Genomic DNA, 15,709 nt, shown 5'->3' on the forward strand with positions numbered 1-15,709 from the left:
GTGTTTGCATCCTTTTGAAGACGATGACCATTGTTGCCATGACCGCGCGCATTCCCACCTTGGACATCACCCGCTTTGACAGCGACCGCGACGCCTTCGTCGCCGAACTGGGCGCGGCGTACCGCGAGTGGGGGTTTGCCGGTATCCGTCACCACGGCATCGCACAGGCGCAGATCGATGCTGCCTATGCTGTATTCAAGGCGTTTTTTGCCTTGCCCGAAGCGGTCAAGCGCAAATACCACGTGCCCGGCGGTGGCGGTGCGCGCGGCTACACCCCTTTTGGCGTAGAAACCGCCAAGGGTGCTCAGCACTTCGACCTGAAAGAGTTCTGGCATATCGGTCGCGAAATCGCCGACGATGCCAAGCACCGCGAGGTGATGCCGCCTAACGTGTGGCCGAGCGAAGTGCCGGAGTTTCGCGCACACGGCTATGGCTTGTACCAGTCGCTGGATCGACTCGGTGCGCGGGTACTGTCCGCGCTGGCGCTGCATATCGGCCTGCCCGAGGACTATTTTGTCGACAAGACCGACTCGGGCAATTCGATCCTGCGTCCGATCCATTATCCGCCGATTACTGCCGACGACATCCCCAATGTGCGTGCCGGCGCTCATGAGGACATCAATCTGATCACGCTGCTAGTCGGGGCTAGCGCCGCTGGTTTGGAAGTGAAGTCCAGGCAGGGCGAATGGGTACCGTTTACCTCCGACGCCGATACCATCGTGGTCAACATCGGCGATATGCTGCAGCGGCTGACCAATCATGTGTATCCCTCGACCACGCATCGCGTGATCAATCCGCCGGGGGAGCAGGCGCGCGCGCCGCGTTACTCGGTGCCGTTTTTCCTGCATCCCAACCCGGATTTCCTGATCGACGTGCTGCCTGTGTGCATCAGTGCCGACAATCCCAATCGCTATCCCGAGCCGATCACTGCGCATGGCTATCTGGAAGAGCGCCTGCGCGAGATCAATCTGAGGTAACCTCGCCCGCAACGCTCCGTGCCGCCGCCGGGACGCCCAGCGGCAGGAAACGGCCTAAAGCCGGGTCCGGTCACGGCCGATATTGTTGGCAGGTCGCCCTCCACGCGCCGTCCGGAAGGTCCGGGCGCTGCTAGCCGGGCCCGTAGAGAGGGTGCGATGACAAGGCGGACGAGATCCTTCGGGCGGCAAGGTCGCCACTGCTGGCTCGCAGTGGTGCTTGGGCTGGCTGTGTTGCCGGCAGCGGCCACGCCGGTCACTGTGGTCGTGACCGATGCCGCTGGGCCGCTGGCCGATGCCGTGGTCAGTCTGCAACCGGCTACGCCGACACGTCAGGCCTCGCCGGCCTCGTCGGTGACGGCGACGATGGATCAGGTCAACTCGCAGTTCGTGCCTGCTGTGCTGGCGGTGCAGGTCGGTAGCTTGGTGCGCTTTCCCAACCGCGATCAGATCCGTCACCAGGTATATTCCTTCTCGCCGGCCAAGCGCTTCGAGCTGCCGCTATACCAGGGCAGCACTGCCAAGCCGGTGCGCTTCGATCAACCGGGCCTGGTCACGGTGGGCTGCAACATCCATGACTGGATGGTCGGCTACGTGATGGTGCTCGATACCCCGTATTTCGCCGTGACTGGTGCCGACGCGCAGGTGCGACTGGACGTGCCGCCCGGCGTATACGAACTGCGGGTATGGCATCCGCGCCTGAGCGGTGCCGGTTATTCGCAGGCGCTGCAGGTGGCGCGTGCCCCGCTGCGCCAAGCGGTGCTGCTGTCCACCCGCGGGCCGGCGCAGGTCGTCCCGGAGGATCCGCGTATTCGTGCATTGCAGGACAAATTCCGTCGCAGCCAGACGGCGCCGACGCGATGAAGCCTTGGCGGTTGCACACCCGCATCGCCGCACTGGTGGTGCTGGTGGTGCTGGCGGCACAGGCGCTGACGTTCTTGGTCGTGCACGTGGCGACCAAGCGCAGTGTCGCCGCGCAACTGGATGATGAGCTGCGCACCGGCGAGCTTGTGTGGCATAGCATCGACCAGCGCCGCGACGAGCAATTGTTGCAGGCCGCCTCGGTGCTTGCCGACGATTTCGGTTTCCGCGCCGCAGTGACCAGTGGTGACGTGCCGACCATGCAGTCGGCGCTGCGTAATCATGCCGCGCGCGTGCACGCGCCCAGTGCCCTGCTGTTATCGGCCGACGGCCAGTTCCTGGCCGGACTGTCACCGCTGCCGCAGGCGCAACAACTGCGTGCCGTGCAGCCGCTGTTGCGGCAGGCACAGCGCGACGGCAGCGCGTCTGGCATCGTGGTGCTGGACCGACGCCTCATGCGTCTGGCACTGGTGCAGGTGCTTGCGCCGCAACGGGTCGGCTGGGTCGCCATCGGCGGTGAATCCGGCGCCGAGCTCGGTCAGGACTTCACCAGCACCACCGGGTTGGATGCGACCTTTTTTAGCATTCAGGGCACGCCGCATGTGCTGGCCTCGACCCTGGATCCGTTGCGGGCCGAGCAGTTCCAGCAGCAGTTGCAGCGCACGCCGTTGGCACCGACGGCCGCACAGCCGCTCCTGCTTGGGCAGGCGCGGTACCTCGTGCGGGTGCGACCGGCGTCCGACGAAGGCCGCGTCATGGTCGCGCTGCAGGCATCGCTGGACCGCGCCGATGCGCCGTACCGCTTGCTGAAGCTGCGCATTCTGATCCTGGCTGGTGTGGCCACCCTGGCCGCGTTGGTGGTGGCGATCTTCCTGGCGCGTGGAGTCAGCCGCCCGGTCGCGCAACTGGTCGCGGCGACGCGGCGTATCCAGTACGGCGATTATCAGACGTTGCTGCCGCTGCAAGCCGGCGCCGAGCTGACCGAACTGGCGAACAGCTTCGGCGCCATGCAGCGCCACATCGCCAGCCGCGAGCAGGACATCCTGCATCAGGCGCGGCACGATGCACTGACCGGATTGCCCAACCGCACGGCGCTGCTGCAGCACTTGCAGGCCGTGGTCGAGGCGTGCCATAGCGATGCCAGCACTGCGGCTGTGTTAGTGCTGGACATGGAACGTTTCAAGGAAATCAATGATAGTTTCGGCCATGATTTCGCCGATCAGGTGCTGGTCCATACCGGGCGCCGGCTGGAACAGGCGGTACGTGCGCCGGATCTGGTCGGTCGGCTCGGCAGCGATGAATTCATGGTGGTGCTGGCGCGCTGCGATGCCGCAGAGGTGGATGCCTATGCCGCCGGGTTGCTGGCGCAACTGCGGCACCCGCTGATCCTGCCGCAGGCGCGCATCCTGGCCGATGCGAGCATCGGCATCGCACTGATTCCCGCGCATGGCGCCGATGCCGACACCCTGATGCGCCGCGCCGATATTGCCCGTCAGCAGGCGCGGCAACTCGGCACTGGTGCATCCGTGTACCGCGACGGGCAGGACGAGCAGCACCTGCGCCGCCTGCGCCTGACCGGCGATCTGCGCCAGGCGATCGCGCGCGGCGAGATGTCGCTGCGCTTCCAGCCGAAGATCTGCCTGGCGCGCGGCGAGGTCGAACAGGTGGAGGTATTGCTGCGCTGGCAGCATCCGCAGCTCGGCCCGATCGGGCCGGACGAGTTCATTGCGTTGGCCGAGCACTCCGGTGCGATCCAGCAGCTCACCCAGTTCGTGCTCGACGAGGCGATGCGCCTGCAGGCGCTGTGGCGCGGTCAGGGCCTGGATCTTGGTCTGGCGATCAACCTCTCGGCGCTGGACCTCAACGATCCGGGCTTGCCGGCCTTCGTCAGCGGTTGCCTGGCTCGGTATGGCCTGTCTGCGCCGCGCTTGACCCTGGAGCTGACCGAAAGCGCGCTGATGCGCGATGTCGAGCACGCCCTGCACATGCTGCAGCAACTGCGGCGCTGCGGCGTGCGCCTGTCCATCGACGACTTCGGCACGGGGTATTCGTCGCTGGCGCAGCTTAAGCGCATGCCGGTTCAGGAGTTGAAGATCGACAAGAGTTTCGTATTGCAGTTGGCCGAAGGCAGCGACGACGCGGTGATCGTCCGCAGTACCATCGACCTGGGGCACCACATGGGCTTGAAGGTGGTTGCCGAGGGCGTGGAACATGCGGCGGCCGAGGCTTTGCTGCGCGCCTACGGCTGCGACATGGCGCAGGGCTATCTGTATGCTCAGCCACTCGACCCGCCAGCATTGCTGGCCTGGTGCGCTCAGCGCGCGGAGGCGGGCGCGGTAACGTCTGCGCCGATCAAGGAGACTTCCCGATGACCCGAACCCGGCTTCCACGAAGTGCGTTGCTGGTGGCTGCGGCCTTGCTGCCGGCGTTGGCCTGGGGCGGGCAGGGACGGCTGCTGGCCACCGGTGGTGCTTCCAGCGTGGAGGGCAGCGGCGGTGGCGGCATCGTGCCGTGGGCGAGCTTGTCCGGCTACGGCACGCGCGATCAGGATGGTGCGGTGCTGTTCGCCACACATTTGGACAGCGGCGATTACCGGCTGGACGTGCAGGGTGCGGCGCTGACCCTGGACAACCGTCTGGAACTGTCGCTGGCGCGGCAGCGCCTGGACCTGGGTACGTTGCAGCGGCGCCTGGCGCTGCCGTGGAATGCGCTCGGCCAGGACGTGGTCGGTGCAAAGTTGCGGCTGGGCGGCGATCTGGTCTATGGGGCCGCGCCGCAGGTCGCGCTGGGCGTTCAGTACAAGCGGCTGCGCGACGGCACCCTGCCGCTTGCGATCGGCGCGCGCGCTGACCATGGTACCGACGTCTATCTCAGCGCCGCCAAGCTGTGGCTGGATGCGGCTGGTGGCTACCAGTTGCTGGTCAATGGCACGGTGCGCGCCACCCGCGCTAACCAGACCGGGTTGCTCGGTTTCGGCGGCGACCGTGGCAATGCGTACCGGCTGATGGCCGAGGCCAGCGTTGCGGTGGTGCTGGATCCGTCCTGGGTACTTGGCCTGGAATACCGGCAGAAGCCGGACAACCTCGGATTCGCCCGCGAGCAGGCCTGGGCGGACGCGTTCGTGGCATGGTTCCCCAACAAGCGCGTGTCTGTGGTCGGCGCCTGGGCCGAGCTCGGGGACGTGGCCACCCTGCGCGACCAGCGCGGGCCCTATCTCTCTCTGCAGGTGGCGTTCTGACATGATTCGGCCGATGCGTGTACTGACCCCGATCCTGCTGGCGACGGCAGTGCTGTTGGCCGGTTGTGCCAGCGCTCCGCCGCCGCCGCCGCGCACGCTGTACACCGACCTGGGCGGCCAGCCCGGCATCGATGCGCTGGTGGAGACGCTGCTGTCGCGCATCGCCGACGACCCACGGATCGTCCAGCACTTCGCCCGGGTCAACATCGTGATGCTGAACCAGCGCCTGGTACAGAAGTTCTGCCACCTCAGTGATGGCCCGTGCGCCGACACCGCCAAGCCGATGAAGCAGGCGCACCAGCATTTGCCGATCCACGAGGCGGACTTCAACGCGCTGGTCGAGGATCTGGTGTGGGCGATGGACCAGCGCGGCATCCCACGTCGCACCCAGAACCGGCTGCTGGCAAGGCTGGCTCCGCTGCATGGCGATATCGTCAATCAGCCATAGGCGCGTGCCACGCTTCCCGCCGCCCACCGCAGCATGCGGATGGCGGCGGCCGCCGCCGGACGGGTAGGCGGTGCGCTATTCCACCGATCACGATGTCCACGGGTAGCTGTGGACGCAGCTCCTCGGCCAGCGCTGCGCGGCGTGCGCTCAGGATCAGCGGGATGCCACGTCCGCCGTATTCGCGGGCGATTTCGCGGACGATGCCGCTGGATGCGCCGGTAAGCAGGGCGTAGCCCTGGAGGCGTGGGCATGGTGGTGCGGTCTCGGTGCGGGGAGCTGGGATGGCGGGCCTTGGTGCCGCATCGGCTATTCTTTGGGTAAATTTTGCCGAGAAATGCGCCGATGCGACGCAAGATCGTAGCTGCAAATTGGAAATTGCATGGCACTGGCCAGGTTGCCCACGCGCTGCTGCAGGCGGTGGTCGCAGGGCTGTCCGACGATGCGGTGGAGGTGGTGATTCTGCCGCCATTGCCGTATCTGGCCGGCCTGATCCAGACCTTCCAGCGTCCTGCGCTGCGTTTCGGAGCCCAGGATGTCAGTAGCAACGTGCAGGGCGCCTATACGGGTGAGGTGTCGGCGGCGATGCTGGTCGATGTCGGTGCCCACTATGGGGTGGTTGGGCACTCGGAGCGGCGTCAGTATCACCATGAGAGTAGCGAGCTGGTGGCGCGCAAGTTCGCCGCGGCCAGCGCTGCCGGGCTACGCCCGATCCTGTGCGTGGGCGAGACCCTGGAGCAGCGTCAGGCCGAGCAGACCGAGGCTGCGATCGCCGCGCAACTGACGCCGGTGCTGTCCCTGGTCGGGGGCGAGGGCTTCGCCAACGCGGTGATCTCCTACGAGCCGGTGTGGGCAATCGGTACCGGACGTACCGCCAGCCCTGCGCAGGCGCAGGCGGTACATGCCTTCATTCGTGGCGAAGTGGCTGTCCGCGATGCTAGAATCGCCGATTCGCTGCCGATCCTGTATGGCGGCAGTGTCAAGCCCGATAACGCCGCCGAGCTGTTCGCACAGCCCGATGTCGATGGCGGGCTGGTCGGCGGCGCCTCGCTGGATGCCGCGCAGTTCCTGGCCATCGTGCAAGCGGCGGCCTCCCGTTAATTTGGTCATCGCCGCTGGCGATTGCTCGTACTTCAAGTCGTACTGTCTGGACGGATCTCGAAATGCTGATTGTCATCCTCAATGTGGTGTACGTGTTGGTGGCGATCGCAATGATCGCGCTGATCCTGATGCAGCGCGGTGCCGGTGCGGCGGCGGGCTCTGGGTTCGGCGCAGGCGCGTCCGGTACGGTGTTTGGGTCGCGTGGTGCGTCCAACTTCCTGTCCAAGACGACCAAGTGGCTGGCGGTGGCGTTCTTTGCCATCAGCCTTTTCATGGCTTGGTACGCTGCTCACAGCGCGCGTCCGGCCGATGCCAACCTGGGCGTGATGTCGCAGGGTGCGGTCCCGGTGCAGGCCGCGCCGGCCGGTGAATTGCAGATTCCGCGGGCACCATCGTCGGCTCCGGTCGCGCCGGCGGTGGCTCCGCCCGCCGCCCCGGCAGCGGAGAAGGAGCAAGAAAAGTCGCCTGCACCATCGCAGAAACACTGAAGACGGTTACACTATGTTGCGCGGCGGGATTGCCGCGCATGTGATGCAGGCCCAGGTGGCGGAATTGGTAGACGCACTACCTTGAGGTGGTAGCGACTTAGGTCGTAGGGGTTCGAGTCCCCTCTTGGGCACCATTGTTTGGCTGCGGTTTTTTGTGCGAAGGGGTGTTTTGCCTTCGTCCAGGAGATCGCCTACCCCATGTCTGCGCGCTACGCGCGTGGGCAAAGGCAAGAGAGAATCGCGAGTGCTGGCCGAATATTTGCCGACCCTGCTGTTTCTGATCGTGGCCACCGGCATCGGCGTTGCGCTGATGTTGATAGGGCGGTTCCTCGGTCCCCGGCGTCCGGACCTGAAGAAGCTGTCGCCCTACGAGTGCGGCTTCGAGGCGTTCGAGGATGCGCGCATGAAGTTCGACGTGCGCTATTACCTGATCGCCATCCAGTTCATCGTCTTCGATCTGGAAATCATCTTCATCGTGCCCTGGACGCAGGTGTTCATGGACCTGGGTGCTCGCTCCCTGGTCACCATGGGCCTGTTCGTCGGCATGCTGTTCCTCGGTTTTGTTTACGTGTGGAAGAAGGGAGCGCTGGAATGGGAGTGATTCAGACCCTGGATCGCCTGATGACCAACCCGATCCCGGAAGGGCGGGTGGACGACATCCTGCGCCCGGAAGGTGAGAACCCGCTGCTGGAAAAGGGTTACGTCACCACGAGTGTCGATGCGCTGCTGAACTGGGCGCGGACCGGCTCGATGTGGCCGATGACCTTCGGCTTGGCCTGCTGTGCGGTGGAGATGATGCATGCCGGTGCCGCGCGCCTGGACCTGGATCGCTACGGTGTGGTGTTTCGCCCGTCGCCGCGCCAATCCGATGTGATGATCGTCGCCGGCACCCTGGTCAACAAGATGGCCCCGGCGCTGCGCAAGGTCTACGACCAGATGCCGGACCCGAAGTGGGTCATCTCGATGGGTAGCTGCGCCAACGGCGGCGGCTATTACCACTATTCGTATTCGGTGGTGCGCGGCTGCGATCGCATCGTGCCGGTGGACGTCTACGTCCCGGGCTGCCCGCCGACCGCCGAGGCGCTGGTCTACGGCATCTTGCAGCTGCAGAAGAAGATCTGGCGAACCCAGACCATCGCGCGCTGATTCCTCATTTCTTCGAGAGCACGCCAAGTCCCCATGGCAGAGCAAGCATCTTCCTTTAGCGACCGACTCGGTGCCCGTTTCCCGGGCTGCCGTGTGTTCGTAGCCTTTCCGCGCGGCGAAGTCACCCTGGAAGTGGCAGCCGATGCCTGGCACGCCACCTGTCTGGCGCTGCGCGATGAGTTCGGTTTCGAGCAATTGACCGACTTGTGCGGCGTCGACTATCTGGGCTATGGCAGCGACGAGTGGGATACCTCGGACGTGTCTTCGCACGGCTTCAGCCGCGGAGTCGAAGGCAAGGCCGTGGGCCGTTTCGCTTGGGGTGAGTTCCCCAGTGGCGAAGCCGATGGCGGCGCCCAGCCGTTGCCGGTGCCGCAGCAGCGCTACGCGGTGTTGGCGCAACTGATGTCCTACCGCCACAATCAGCGTCTGCGCGTGCGCTGTTATGCGCCCAACGAGGATTTGCCGGTGGTGGCCTCGGTCACCGACATCTGGCCCGGTGCCAACTGGTTCGAGCGCGAGGCGTTCGACTTGTTCGGTGTGGTCTTCGCCGGCCATCCCGACCTGCGGCGCATCCTCACCGATTACGGCTTCGTCGGCCATCCGTTCCGCAAGGACTTCCCACTGATTGGCAATGTCGAAGTACGTTACGACGAAGAGAAGCAGCGGGTGATCTACGAGCCGGTGACTTCAGTCGAGCCGCGCGTGGGCGTGCCACGGGTGATCCGCGACGATGCGCGCTACCAGACTGCGGCGGGCGAAGCACAGAAGGAGTCCGCCAAGTGAGCGAGTACCATCAGGCGCACGACGGGTTCGCCAGTAATCCTGCCGAGGCCAAGCAGGAGATCCGCAACTACACGATGAATTTCGGCCCGCAGCATCCGGCCGCGCACGGCGTGCTGCGCCTGATCCTGGAAATGGATGGGGAGACCGTGGTTCGCGCCGATCCGCATATCGGCCTGCTGCATCGTGGCACCGAAAAGCTTGCCGAGTCCAAGCCGTTCAACCAGTCGATCGGTTACATGGACCGCCTCGACTACGTGTCGATGATGTGCAACGAGCACGCCTACGTGCGCGCGATCGAGACCCTGATGGGCATCGAAGCGCCGGAGCGTGCGCAGTACATCCGCACCATGTTCGATGAAATCACCCGCATCTTGAATCACCTGATGTGGGTTGGTTCAAACGGTCTGGATTTGGGCGCGATGGCGGTGATGCTGTACGCGTTCCGTGAGCGCGAGGAGCTGATGGACGCCTACGAGGCGGTATCCGGCGCGCGCATGCACGCGACCTACTACCGTCCCGGTGGCGTTTACCGCGATCTGCCGGACCGCATGCCCAAGTACCAGGAATCGCGCTGGCACAAGGGCAATGCGCTGAAGCGGCTCAATGCCGCGCGCGAAGGCTCGTTGTTGGACTTCCTGGAAGACTTCACCAACACCTTCCCCGGTCGGGTCGATGAGTACGAGACCCTGCTCACCGACAACCGCATCTGGAAGCAGCGTACCGTCGGCATCGGCGTGGTCGCACCGGAGCAAGCCTATGCCTGGGGCATGACCGGCGTCATGCTGCGCGGGTCGGGTATCGCCTGGGATCTGCGCAAGAAGCAGCCTTACGCCAAGTACGACAGCGTCCAGTTCGACATTCCGCTCGGTACCAACGGTGATTGCTACGACCGTTATCTTGTGCGCGTTGCGGAGATGCGTGAGTCCAACCGCATCATCAAGCAGTGCGTGCAGTGGTTGAAGGCCAATCCTGGGCCGGTGATGGTCGAGAACTTCAAAGTGGCGCCGCCCAAGCGCGCCGAGATGAAGGACGACATGGAAGCGTTGATCCATCACTTCAAATTATTCAGCGAAGGCTACTGCGTACCGGCCGGCGAGACCTATTGCGCGGTTGAAGCGCCAAAGGGCGAGTTTGGCTGCTACCTGATGTCCGACGGCGCCAACAAGCCGTTCCGCGTGCATCTGCGCGCACCGGGTTTTGTGCATCTGTCGTCGATGGACGCGATCGTGCGTGGTCACATGCTGGCCGACGTGGTGGCGATGATCGGCACCTACGACCTGGTGTTCGGCGAGGTGGACCGATGAGGTCGGGTCCTGTAGCCCTTGGCCTGGGATCGGCGAAGAGCGGCGCTGCGGCGCTCGTACCGGTAGGTGGAACTGGAAATTTTGATGCGGCAGCGGTGAGCGGGAGAGGACTTTCACGGGTCCCGGGTCCCGGGTTCCGAGTCGCGGAGGTTTTGGCATGAAAGCGACAGGCAATTTTGAAACGGCGCGCGACGTCGATCCGATGGTGGTGCTGAGCGAGAAGACGCGCGCACACATCGATCACTGGCTGAGCAAGTTCCCGCCGGAGCGCAAGCGCTCGGCTGTGCTGCAAGGTCTGCATGCGGCGCAGGAGCAGAATCAGGGCTGGTTGACCGACGAGTTGATCGTTGGTGTGGCCAAGTACCTGGAATTGCCGCCGGTGTGGGCCTACGAAGTCGCCAGCTTCTACTCGATGTTCGAAACCGAAAAGGTTGGCCGTCACAACGTCGCCTTCTGCACCAACATCAGTTGCTGGCTCAACGGTGCCGAAGATCTGGTTGCCCATGCCGAGAAGAAACTCGGTTGCAAGCTGGGTCAGTCCACCGCAGATGGCCGCGTCTACCTCAAGCGCGAGGAAGAATGCCTGGCCGGTTGCGCTGGCGCGCCGATGATGGTGATCAACGGCCACTATCACGAGAACCTGACCAAGGACAAGGTCGACGCGCTGCTGGACGGGTTGGAGTAACGGCAATGGCACAACATCACCACGCTCCCACCGGTCCAGTCGGTCCCGCGCCGCTGCCGCACCAAGTGGTCTACACCACGCTGCACTACGACACCCCGTGGTCGTATGAGAGCTATCTGAAATCCGGTGGCTACGCCGCGCTGCGCAAGATCCTCGATGAGAAGATCCCGCCGGAACAGGTGATCGAGATGGTCAAGCAGTCGAACCTGCGTGGCCGCGGCGGTGCCGGCTTTCCGACCGGGCTGAAATGGTCGTTCATGCCCAAGGGCGCGCCGCAGAAGTACATCCTGTGCAATTCGGACGAGTCCGAGCCGGGCACCTGCAAGGATCGCGACATCCTGCGTTACAACCCGCATTCGGTGGTGGAGGGCATGGCGATTGCCTGCTACGCCACCGGCTCGACCGTGGGCTACAACTACCTGCGCGGTGAGTTCCACCACGAGCCGTTCGAACACTTCGAACAAGCGTTGGCTGATGCCTACGCCAATGGCTGGCTGGGCAAGAATATCCTCGGTAGCGGTGTGGATATCGATATCTACGGTGCGCTGGGCGCTGGTGCCTACATCTGCGGCGAAGAAACCGCGCTGATGGAATCGCTGGAAGGCAAGAAGGGCCAGCCGCGCTACAAGCCGCCGTTCCCGGCCAACTTCGGTCTGTACGGCAAGCCTTCGACGATCAACAACACCGAGACCTACGCCTCGGTGCCGGCGATCATCCGCAACGGTCCGGAATGGTTCCTGGGGCTGAGCAAGACCAAGAACGGCGGGCCGAAGATTTTCTCGGTCTCCGGTTGTGTGCAGAAGGGCGGCAACTTCGAGGTGCCGCTGGGCACCACCTTCGACGAATTGCTGGAGATGGCTGGCGGACTGAAGCCAGGCCGCACCCTCAAGGGCGCGATTCCGGGCGGCGTGTCGATGCCAGTGCTCAAGGCCAAGGAACTCAAGGGCCTGCAGATGGATTACGACACCCTGCGCGCGTTGGGTACCGGCCTTGGCTCGGGCGCGATCGTGGTGCTGGACGACAGCGTGTGCTGCGTGAAGTTCGCCTGCCGTATCTCGCAGTTCTTCCACAAGGAATCCTGCGGGCAGTGCACCCCGTGCCGCGAAGGCACCGGCTGGATGCATCGAGTGCTGGAGCGCATCGTCGCCGGCAAGGCGACCATGGAAGACCTGCACCAACTGCGTACCGTCGCCGGGCAGATCGAAGGCCACACCATTTGCGCCTTCGGCGAAGCGGCGGCTTGGCCGATTCAGGGTTTCTTGCGCCAGTTCTGGGACGAATTCGAGTACTACATCGTCAACGGTCATTCCATGGTCGATGGCAAGAAGGTGGAGGCAGCCGCCGCATGAGCGCGCAACCCAACAATCCCGGCGCAACTCCGGCAGTGGTGCCGGAAGGGCACGTCACCGTCGAGATCGACGGCCAGTCCTTGGTCGTGCCGAAAGGCGCGATGATCATCCAGGCTGCCGACAAAGCCGGCATCCCGATTCCGCGTTTCTGCTACCACGAGAAGTTGCCGATTGCGGCTAATTGCCGCATGTGCCTGGTCGACGTGGAGAAGTCGCCCAAGCCGTCGCCGGCCTGCGCCACGCCGGTGATGGACGGCATGAAAGTGCAAACGCGCAGCGACAAGGCGCTGAAGTACCAGCGCAGCGTCATGGAATTTCTGCTGATCAACCACCCGTTGGATTGCCCGATTTGCGATCAGGGCGGGGAGTGCGAGTTACAGGACGTGTCGCTGGGCTATGGCCGTTCGGTCAGCCGTTTCAACGAGCGCAAGCGCGTGGTCGCCGACGAGGACATCGGTCCGTTGGTCGCCACCGAGATGACCCGCTGCATTCAGTGCACCCGTTGCGTGCGCTTCACCGCTGACATCGCCGGCACCTACGAGTTGGGTGGCATGTACCGTGGCGAAAACCTGCAGATCGGCACCTACGACGGCAAGCCGTTGACCACCGAGCTGTCCGGTAACGTCATCGATGTGTGCCCGGTTGGCGCGCTCACCAACAAGGTGTTCCAGTTCCGTGCCCGCCCGTGGGAGCTCACCGCGCGCGAGTCGCTGGGCTACCACGACGCGATGGGCTCCAATCTGTTCCTGCATGTGCGTCGCGGCGAAGTGCTGCGCACCGTGCCGCGCGATAACGAGGCGGTCAACGAGTGCTGGCTGTCCGACCGCGACCGTTATTCGCACCAGGGTCTGTACGCCGAGGACCGCGCACTGCGGCCGTTGCGCAAGGTCGATGGGCAGTGGCGCGAAGTGTCGTGGGCCGAAGGGCTTGCCGCCGCTGGCGAAATTCTCAAGGCCAACCGTGGCGATGCGCTGGGTGTGCTGGCGCATCCGTCCACCTCTAACGAAGAAGGCGCGCTGCTGGCACGCTTGGCCGATGGCCTGGACAGCGGCAATCTCGATCACCGGGTGTACAACCGCGACTTCTCCGATGCCGCGCTCGCCGAACCGTTCGCGCTGCCGCTGGCGCAGATCGAACAGGCCGACGTGGTGGTGATCCTGGGCAGCAATTTGCGCCATGAACTGCCGCTGCTGCAAGCCCGCATCCGCAAGGCGCAGATGCAGCGCCACACCCAGGTGTATGCGATCAATCCGGTCGACTTCGAGTTTACTTTCAACCTGACGGATCGCCAGATCGTGGCGCCGTCGCGCTTTGCCGAGGTGCTGGCCGATGGCGCGTTGCGTCAGGTCACACAGGCCGCCGCCCGCGCGGTGCTGATCGTCGGTGCGTTGGCCGAGAACCATCCGCAGGCTGCGGCAGTGCGTGCCGCTGCGCGTGACTTCGCCGCTGCCACCGGTGCTGCGTTGTGTCGTATTCCGCAGGGCGCCAATGCGCTCGGTCTGGCGCGTTACGGTGTGCTGCCGCGTGCGCGCAACGTCGCGGCGATGCTTGAGCAGCCGCGCAGCGCGTATGTGCTGTATGGCCTGGAGCCAGGCTTGGACTTCGCCGACGCGGCGGCGGCGCGTCGCGCGCTGGCCGGCGCCAAGGTGGTCGCTTTCAGTCACTTCGCCTGTGCCTCCACCCGCGATGTGGCCGACGTGATCCTGCCAATTGGCGCGCTGCCGGAGATTGAAGCAACGCTGACCAACCTCGATGGCGACGACCAGCGCACCCGCGCTGGCGGCAAATTGCCAGGCGAGGCCCGCGAAGGCTGGCGTGTACTGCGTGCGCTCGGTGGCGAGTTGGGCCTGCCCGGTTTCGCATTCACCGATCTGGCTGGTTTGCGCGATAGCTTGCAGCCGCGTGAGGTTGCCGCGTCGACCTCGCCGCAACCGTTACTGCAGGACGATGGCCTGGAACTGGCGGCGAGTCCGGCGATCTATCGCACCGATGCGGTGGTGCGTCGTGCGCAGGCATTGCAGCAGCATCCGCTCAATCGCGCGCCCAGCGTGACCCTGCATCCGCAGGACGCGACGCGGCTCGGTCTGCACGCGGGGCAGATGGTCAAGGTCGGCACTGCGGCGGGTAGCGCCACCTTGCCGCTGGAAACGGATCAGCGGGTCGCGCCGGGCGCGGCCTGGATCGAAACGGGCCACGGCGCGACCGCGCCGCTGGGTGCCGGTCGGGTGACGGTGGTGGCCGCATGAACGAGATGCTGTTGAACGTGGTCGACCCGCTGCATCAGTGGTTCCTCGGCCTGGGCGCCCTCGGCGTGGTGCTGTGGATCGTGCTGAAAATCCTGCTGATCGCCGTGCCGGTGATTACGGCGGTGGCGTTCTACGTGGTTTGGGAGCGCAAGCTGATCGGCTGGATGCACGTGCGCCACGGGCCGATGTACGTGGGCATGGGCATCTTCCAGGCCTTTGCCGACGTGTTCAAACTGCTGTTCAAGGAAATCATCCAGCCCAGCAGTTCGCACAAGGCGATGTTCGTGATCGCGCCGCTGATTACCCTGGCGCCGGCATTCGCGGCCTGGGCGGTGGTGCCGTTCGACGCCAAGCTGGTGTTGTCCAACGCCAATGCCGGCTTGTTGTATCTGTTGGCGATGACCTCGCTGGGCGTGTACGGCATCATCCTGGCCGGCTGGGCTTCCAACTCCAAGTACGCGTTCCTCGGTGCGATGCGCTCGGCGGCACAGGTGGTCAGCTACGAGATCGCGATGGGGTTCGCCCTGGTCGGCGTGATGATCGCCGCCGGCAGCTTGAATCTCAGCACGATCGTGCAGGCGCAGGTGGGTAATTCCGGCTTCTTCGACTGGTTCCTGATCCCGCTGTTCCCGCTATTCATCGTGTACTGGGTGTCCGGCGTGGCCGAAACCAACCGCGCGCCGTTCGACGTGGTCGAGGGCGAGTCGGAAATCGTCGCCGGCCACATGGTCGAATACTCCGGCGGTGCGTTCGCGCTGTTCTTCCTGGCCGAATACGCCAACATGATCCTGGTCAGCTTCCTGGTCTCGATCTTCTTCCTGGGCGGCTGGCTGAGCCCGATCCAGGGTTGGGTGCAGGCCGATATCTCGCCGTGGATCGACTGGATCTGGAAGGGCGGCTGGCCCTGGCTGTTGGGCAAGGTGCTGTTCTTCGCCAGCGCGTATATCTGGTTCCGCGCCAGCTTCCCGCGTTATCGCTACGATCAGATCATGCGCCTGGGTTGGAAGGTGTTCATCCCGTTGACGATCGTGTGGATCGCGGTGACGGCATTGATGGTGTTCTACGGCGTGATCCACAAGGGCGTGTAAG

Annotated in this window: 15 protein-coding genes, 1 tRNA gene and 1 pseudogene; 16 read left to right on the plus strand and 1 reads right to left on the minus strand. The window is 64.6% G+C overall.

Features of this window, described 5'->3' with window-relative positions; all coding sequences use genetic code 11:
- Positions 1-38: 38 nt before the first annotated feature.
- The 5 genes from XALGPE39_RS04540 (at position 39) to XALGPE39_RS04560 (ending at position 5,521) form a co-directional block, all read left to right on the plus strand.
- Positions 39-977 carry a 2-oxoglutarate and iron-dependent oxygenase domain-containing protein gene (locus XALGPE39_RS04540; protein ID WP_045728962.1) on the plus strand — a complete coding sequence of 313 codons (939 nt, stop codon included), beginning with the start codon at positions 39-41 and terminating at the stop codon, positions 975-977.
- A gap of 222 nt (positions 978-1,199) precedes the next feature.
- The gene (locus XALGPE39_RS04545; RefSeq protein WP_045728963.1) at positions 1,200-1,838 is read left to right on the plus strand and encodes a methylamine utilization protein; all 639 of its coding nucleotides are present in this window, start codon (positions 1,200-1,202) and stop codon (positions 1,836-1,838) included.
- On the plus strand, positions 1,835-4,207 hold the full coding sequence (locus XALGPE39_RS04550; RefSeq protein ID WP_045727171.1) for an EAL domain-containing protein: 2,373 nt from the start codon (positions 1,835-1,837) through the stop codon (positions 4,205-4,207). Before XALGPE39_RS04545 ends, XALGPE39_RS04550 begins: the two co-directional genes overlap by 4 nt.
- On the plus strand, positions 4,204-5,073 hold the full coding sequence (locus XALGPE39_RS04555; RefSeq protein WP_045727172.1) for a DUF3034 family protein: 870 nt from the start codon (positions 4,204-4,206) through the stop codon (positions 5,071-5,073). Before XALGPE39_RS04550 ends, XALGPE39_RS04555 begins: the two co-directional genes overlap by 4 nt.
- Before the next feature lie 13 nt (positions 5,074-5,086).
- On the plus strand, positions 5,087-5,521 hold the full coding sequence (locus XALGPE39_RS04560) for a group 1 truncated hemoglobin (RefSeq protein WP_152624816.1): 435 nt from the start codon (positions 5,087-5,089) through the stop codon (positions 5,519-5,521).
- Between the two features lie 88 nt (positions 5,522-5,609).
- Here XALGPE39_RS04560 and XALGPE39_RS16380 read toward each other — a convergent pair.
- Positions 5,610-5,804, minus strand: a pseudogene (locus XALGPE39_RS16380) (hypothetical protein); the annotation flags it as partial.
- Positions 5,805-5,863: 59 nt separating this feature from the next.
- Between XALGPE39_RS16380 and tpiA the strand changes: the two are divergent.
- The 11 genes from tpiA (at position 5,864) to nuoH (ending at position 15,708) form a co-directional block, all read left to right on the plus strand.
- Positions 5,864-6,619, plus strand: a complete 756-nt coding sequence (tpiA, locus tag XALGPE39_RS04565; RefSeq protein WP_045727174.1) for a triose-phosphate isomerase — start codon at positions 5,864-5,866, stop codon at positions 6,617-6,619.
- 62 nt (positions 6,620-6,681) lie between these two features.
- On the plus strand, positions 6,682-7,107 hold the full coding sequence (gene secG, locus XALGPE39_RS04570) for a preprotein translocase subunit SecG (RefSeq protein ID WP_045727175.1): 426 nt from the start codon (positions 6,682-6,684) through the stop codon (positions 7,105-7,107).
- A 49-nt stretch (positions 7,108-7,156) separates the two neighbouring features.
- A tRNA-Leu gene (locus XALGPE39_RS04575) sits at positions 7,157-7,241 on the plus strand.
- Between the two features lie 110 nt (positions 7,242-7,351).
- Positions 7,352-7,708: an NADH-quinone oxidoreductase subunit A gene (locus XALGPE39_RS04580; RefSeq protein WP_012915525.1), complete on the plus strand. Its 357-nt coding sequence runs from the start codon at positions 7,352-7,354 to the stop codon at positions 7,706-7,708.
- Positions 7,699-8,253 (plus strand): NADH-quinone oxidoreductase subunit B, encoded by a 555-nt coding sequence (locus XALGPE39_RS04585; protein ID WP_010343006.1) that lies wholly within the window; start codon positions 7,699-7,701, stop codon positions 8,251-8,253. Before XALGPE39_RS04580 ends, XALGPE39_RS04585 begins: the two co-directional genes overlap by 10 nt.
- A 33-nt stretch (positions 8,254-8,286) precedes the next feature.
- The gene (locus XALGPE39_RS04590; protein ID WP_045727176.1) at positions 8,287-9,036 is read left to right on the plus strand and encodes an NADH-quinone oxidoreductase subunit C; all 750 of its coding nucleotides are present in this window, start codon (positions 8,287-8,289) and stop codon (positions 9,034-9,036) included.
- Entirely contained in the window at positions 9,033-10,340 is a 1,308-nt protein-coding gene (locus XALGPE39_RS04595; RefSeq protein ID WP_045727177.1) for an NADH-quinone oxidoreductase subunit D, read from the plus strand. The genes XALGPE39_RS04590 and XALGPE39_RS04595 overlap by 4 nt, the downstream gene beginning before the upstream one ends.
- 157 nt (positions 10,341-10,497) lie before the next feature.
- On the plus strand, positions 10,498-11,025 hold the full coding sequence (gene nuoE / locus XALGPE39_RS04600) for an NADH-quinone oxidoreductase subunit NuoE (RefSeq protein WP_045727178.1): 528 nt from the start codon (positions 10,498-10,500) through the stop codon (positions 11,023-11,025).
- A gap of 5 nt (positions 11,026-11,030) precedes the next feature.
- Entirely contained in the window at positions 11,031-12,374 is a 1,344-nt protein-coding gene (gene nuoF / locus XALGPE39_RS04605; protein WP_045727179.1) for an NADH-quinone oxidoreductase subunit NuoF, read from the plus strand.
- Positions 12,371-14,620: an NADH-quinone oxidoreductase subunit NuoG gene (nuoG, locus tag XALGPE39_RS04610; RefSeq protein ID WP_045727180.1), complete on the plus strand. Its 2,250-nt coding sequence runs from the start codon at positions 12,371-12,373 to the stop codon at positions 14,618-14,620. Before nuoF ends, nuoG begins: the two co-directional genes overlap by 4 nt.
- The gene (gene nuoH, locus XALGPE39_RS04615; RefSeq protein ID WP_045727181.1) at positions 14,617-15,708 is read left to right on the plus strand and encodes an NADH-quinone oxidoreductase subunit NuoH; all 1,092 of its coding nucleotides are present in this window, start codon (positions 14,617-14,619) and stop codon (positions 15,706-15,708) included. Before nuoG ends, nuoH begins: the two co-directional genes overlap by 4 nt.
- Position 15,709: the final 1 nt, after the last annotated feature.

Source organism: Xanthomonas sp. GPE 39 (assembly GCF_000963005.1).
In the GTDB taxonomy this organism is placed as follows: domain Bacteria; phylum Pseudomonadota; class Gammaproteobacteria; order Xanthomonadales; family Xanthomonadaceae; genus Xanthomonas_A.

Coding starts and splice junctions, on each gene's coding strand:
- XALGPE39_RS04550 (WP_045727171.1), top strand. CDS start 1,835: ATGAAGCCTTGGCGGTTGCACACCCGCATCGCCGCACTGGTGGTGCTG.
- nuoH (WP_045727181.1), top strand. CDS start 14,617: ATGAACGAGATGCTGTTGAACGTGGTCGACCCGCTGCATCAGTGGTTC.
- nuoE (WP_045727178.1), top strand. CDS start 10,498: ATGAAAGCGACAGGCAATTTTGAAACGGCGCGCGACGTCGATCCGATG.
- XALGPE39_RS04585 (WP_010343006.1), top strand. CDS start 7,699: ATGGGAGTGATTCAGACCCTGGATCGCCTGATGACCAACCCGATCCCG.
- nuoF (WP_045727179.1), top strand. CDS start 11,031: ATGGCACAACATCACCACGCTCCCACCGGTCCAGTCGGTCCCGCGCCG.
- XALGPE39_RS04560 (WP_152624816.1), top strand. CDS start 5,087: ATGCGTGTACTGACCCCGATCCTGCTGGCGACGGCAGTGCTGTTGGCC.
- secG (WP_045727175.1), top strand. CDS start 6,682: ATGCTGATTGTCATCCTCAATGTGGTGTACGTGTTGGTGGCGATCGCA.
- XALGPE39_RS04540 (WP_045728962.1), top strand. CDS start 39: ATGACCGCGCGCATTCCCACCTTGGACATCACCCGCTTTGACAGCGAC.
- XALGPE39_RS04590 (WP_045727176.1), top strand. CDS start 8,287: ATGGCAGAGCAAGCATCTTCCTTTAGCGACCGACTCGGTGCCCGTTTC.
- tpiA (WP_045727174.1), top strand. CDS start 5,864: ATGCGACGCAAGATCGTAGCTGCAAATTGGAAATTGCATGGCACTGGC.
- XALGPE39_RS04555 (WP_045727172.1), top strand. CDS start 4,204: ATGACCCGAACCCGGCTTCCACGAAGTGCGTTGCTGGTGGCTGCGGCC.
- nuoG (WP_045727180.1), top strand. CDS start 12,371: ATGAGCGCGCAACCCAACAATCCCGGCGCAACTCCGGCAGTGGTGCCG.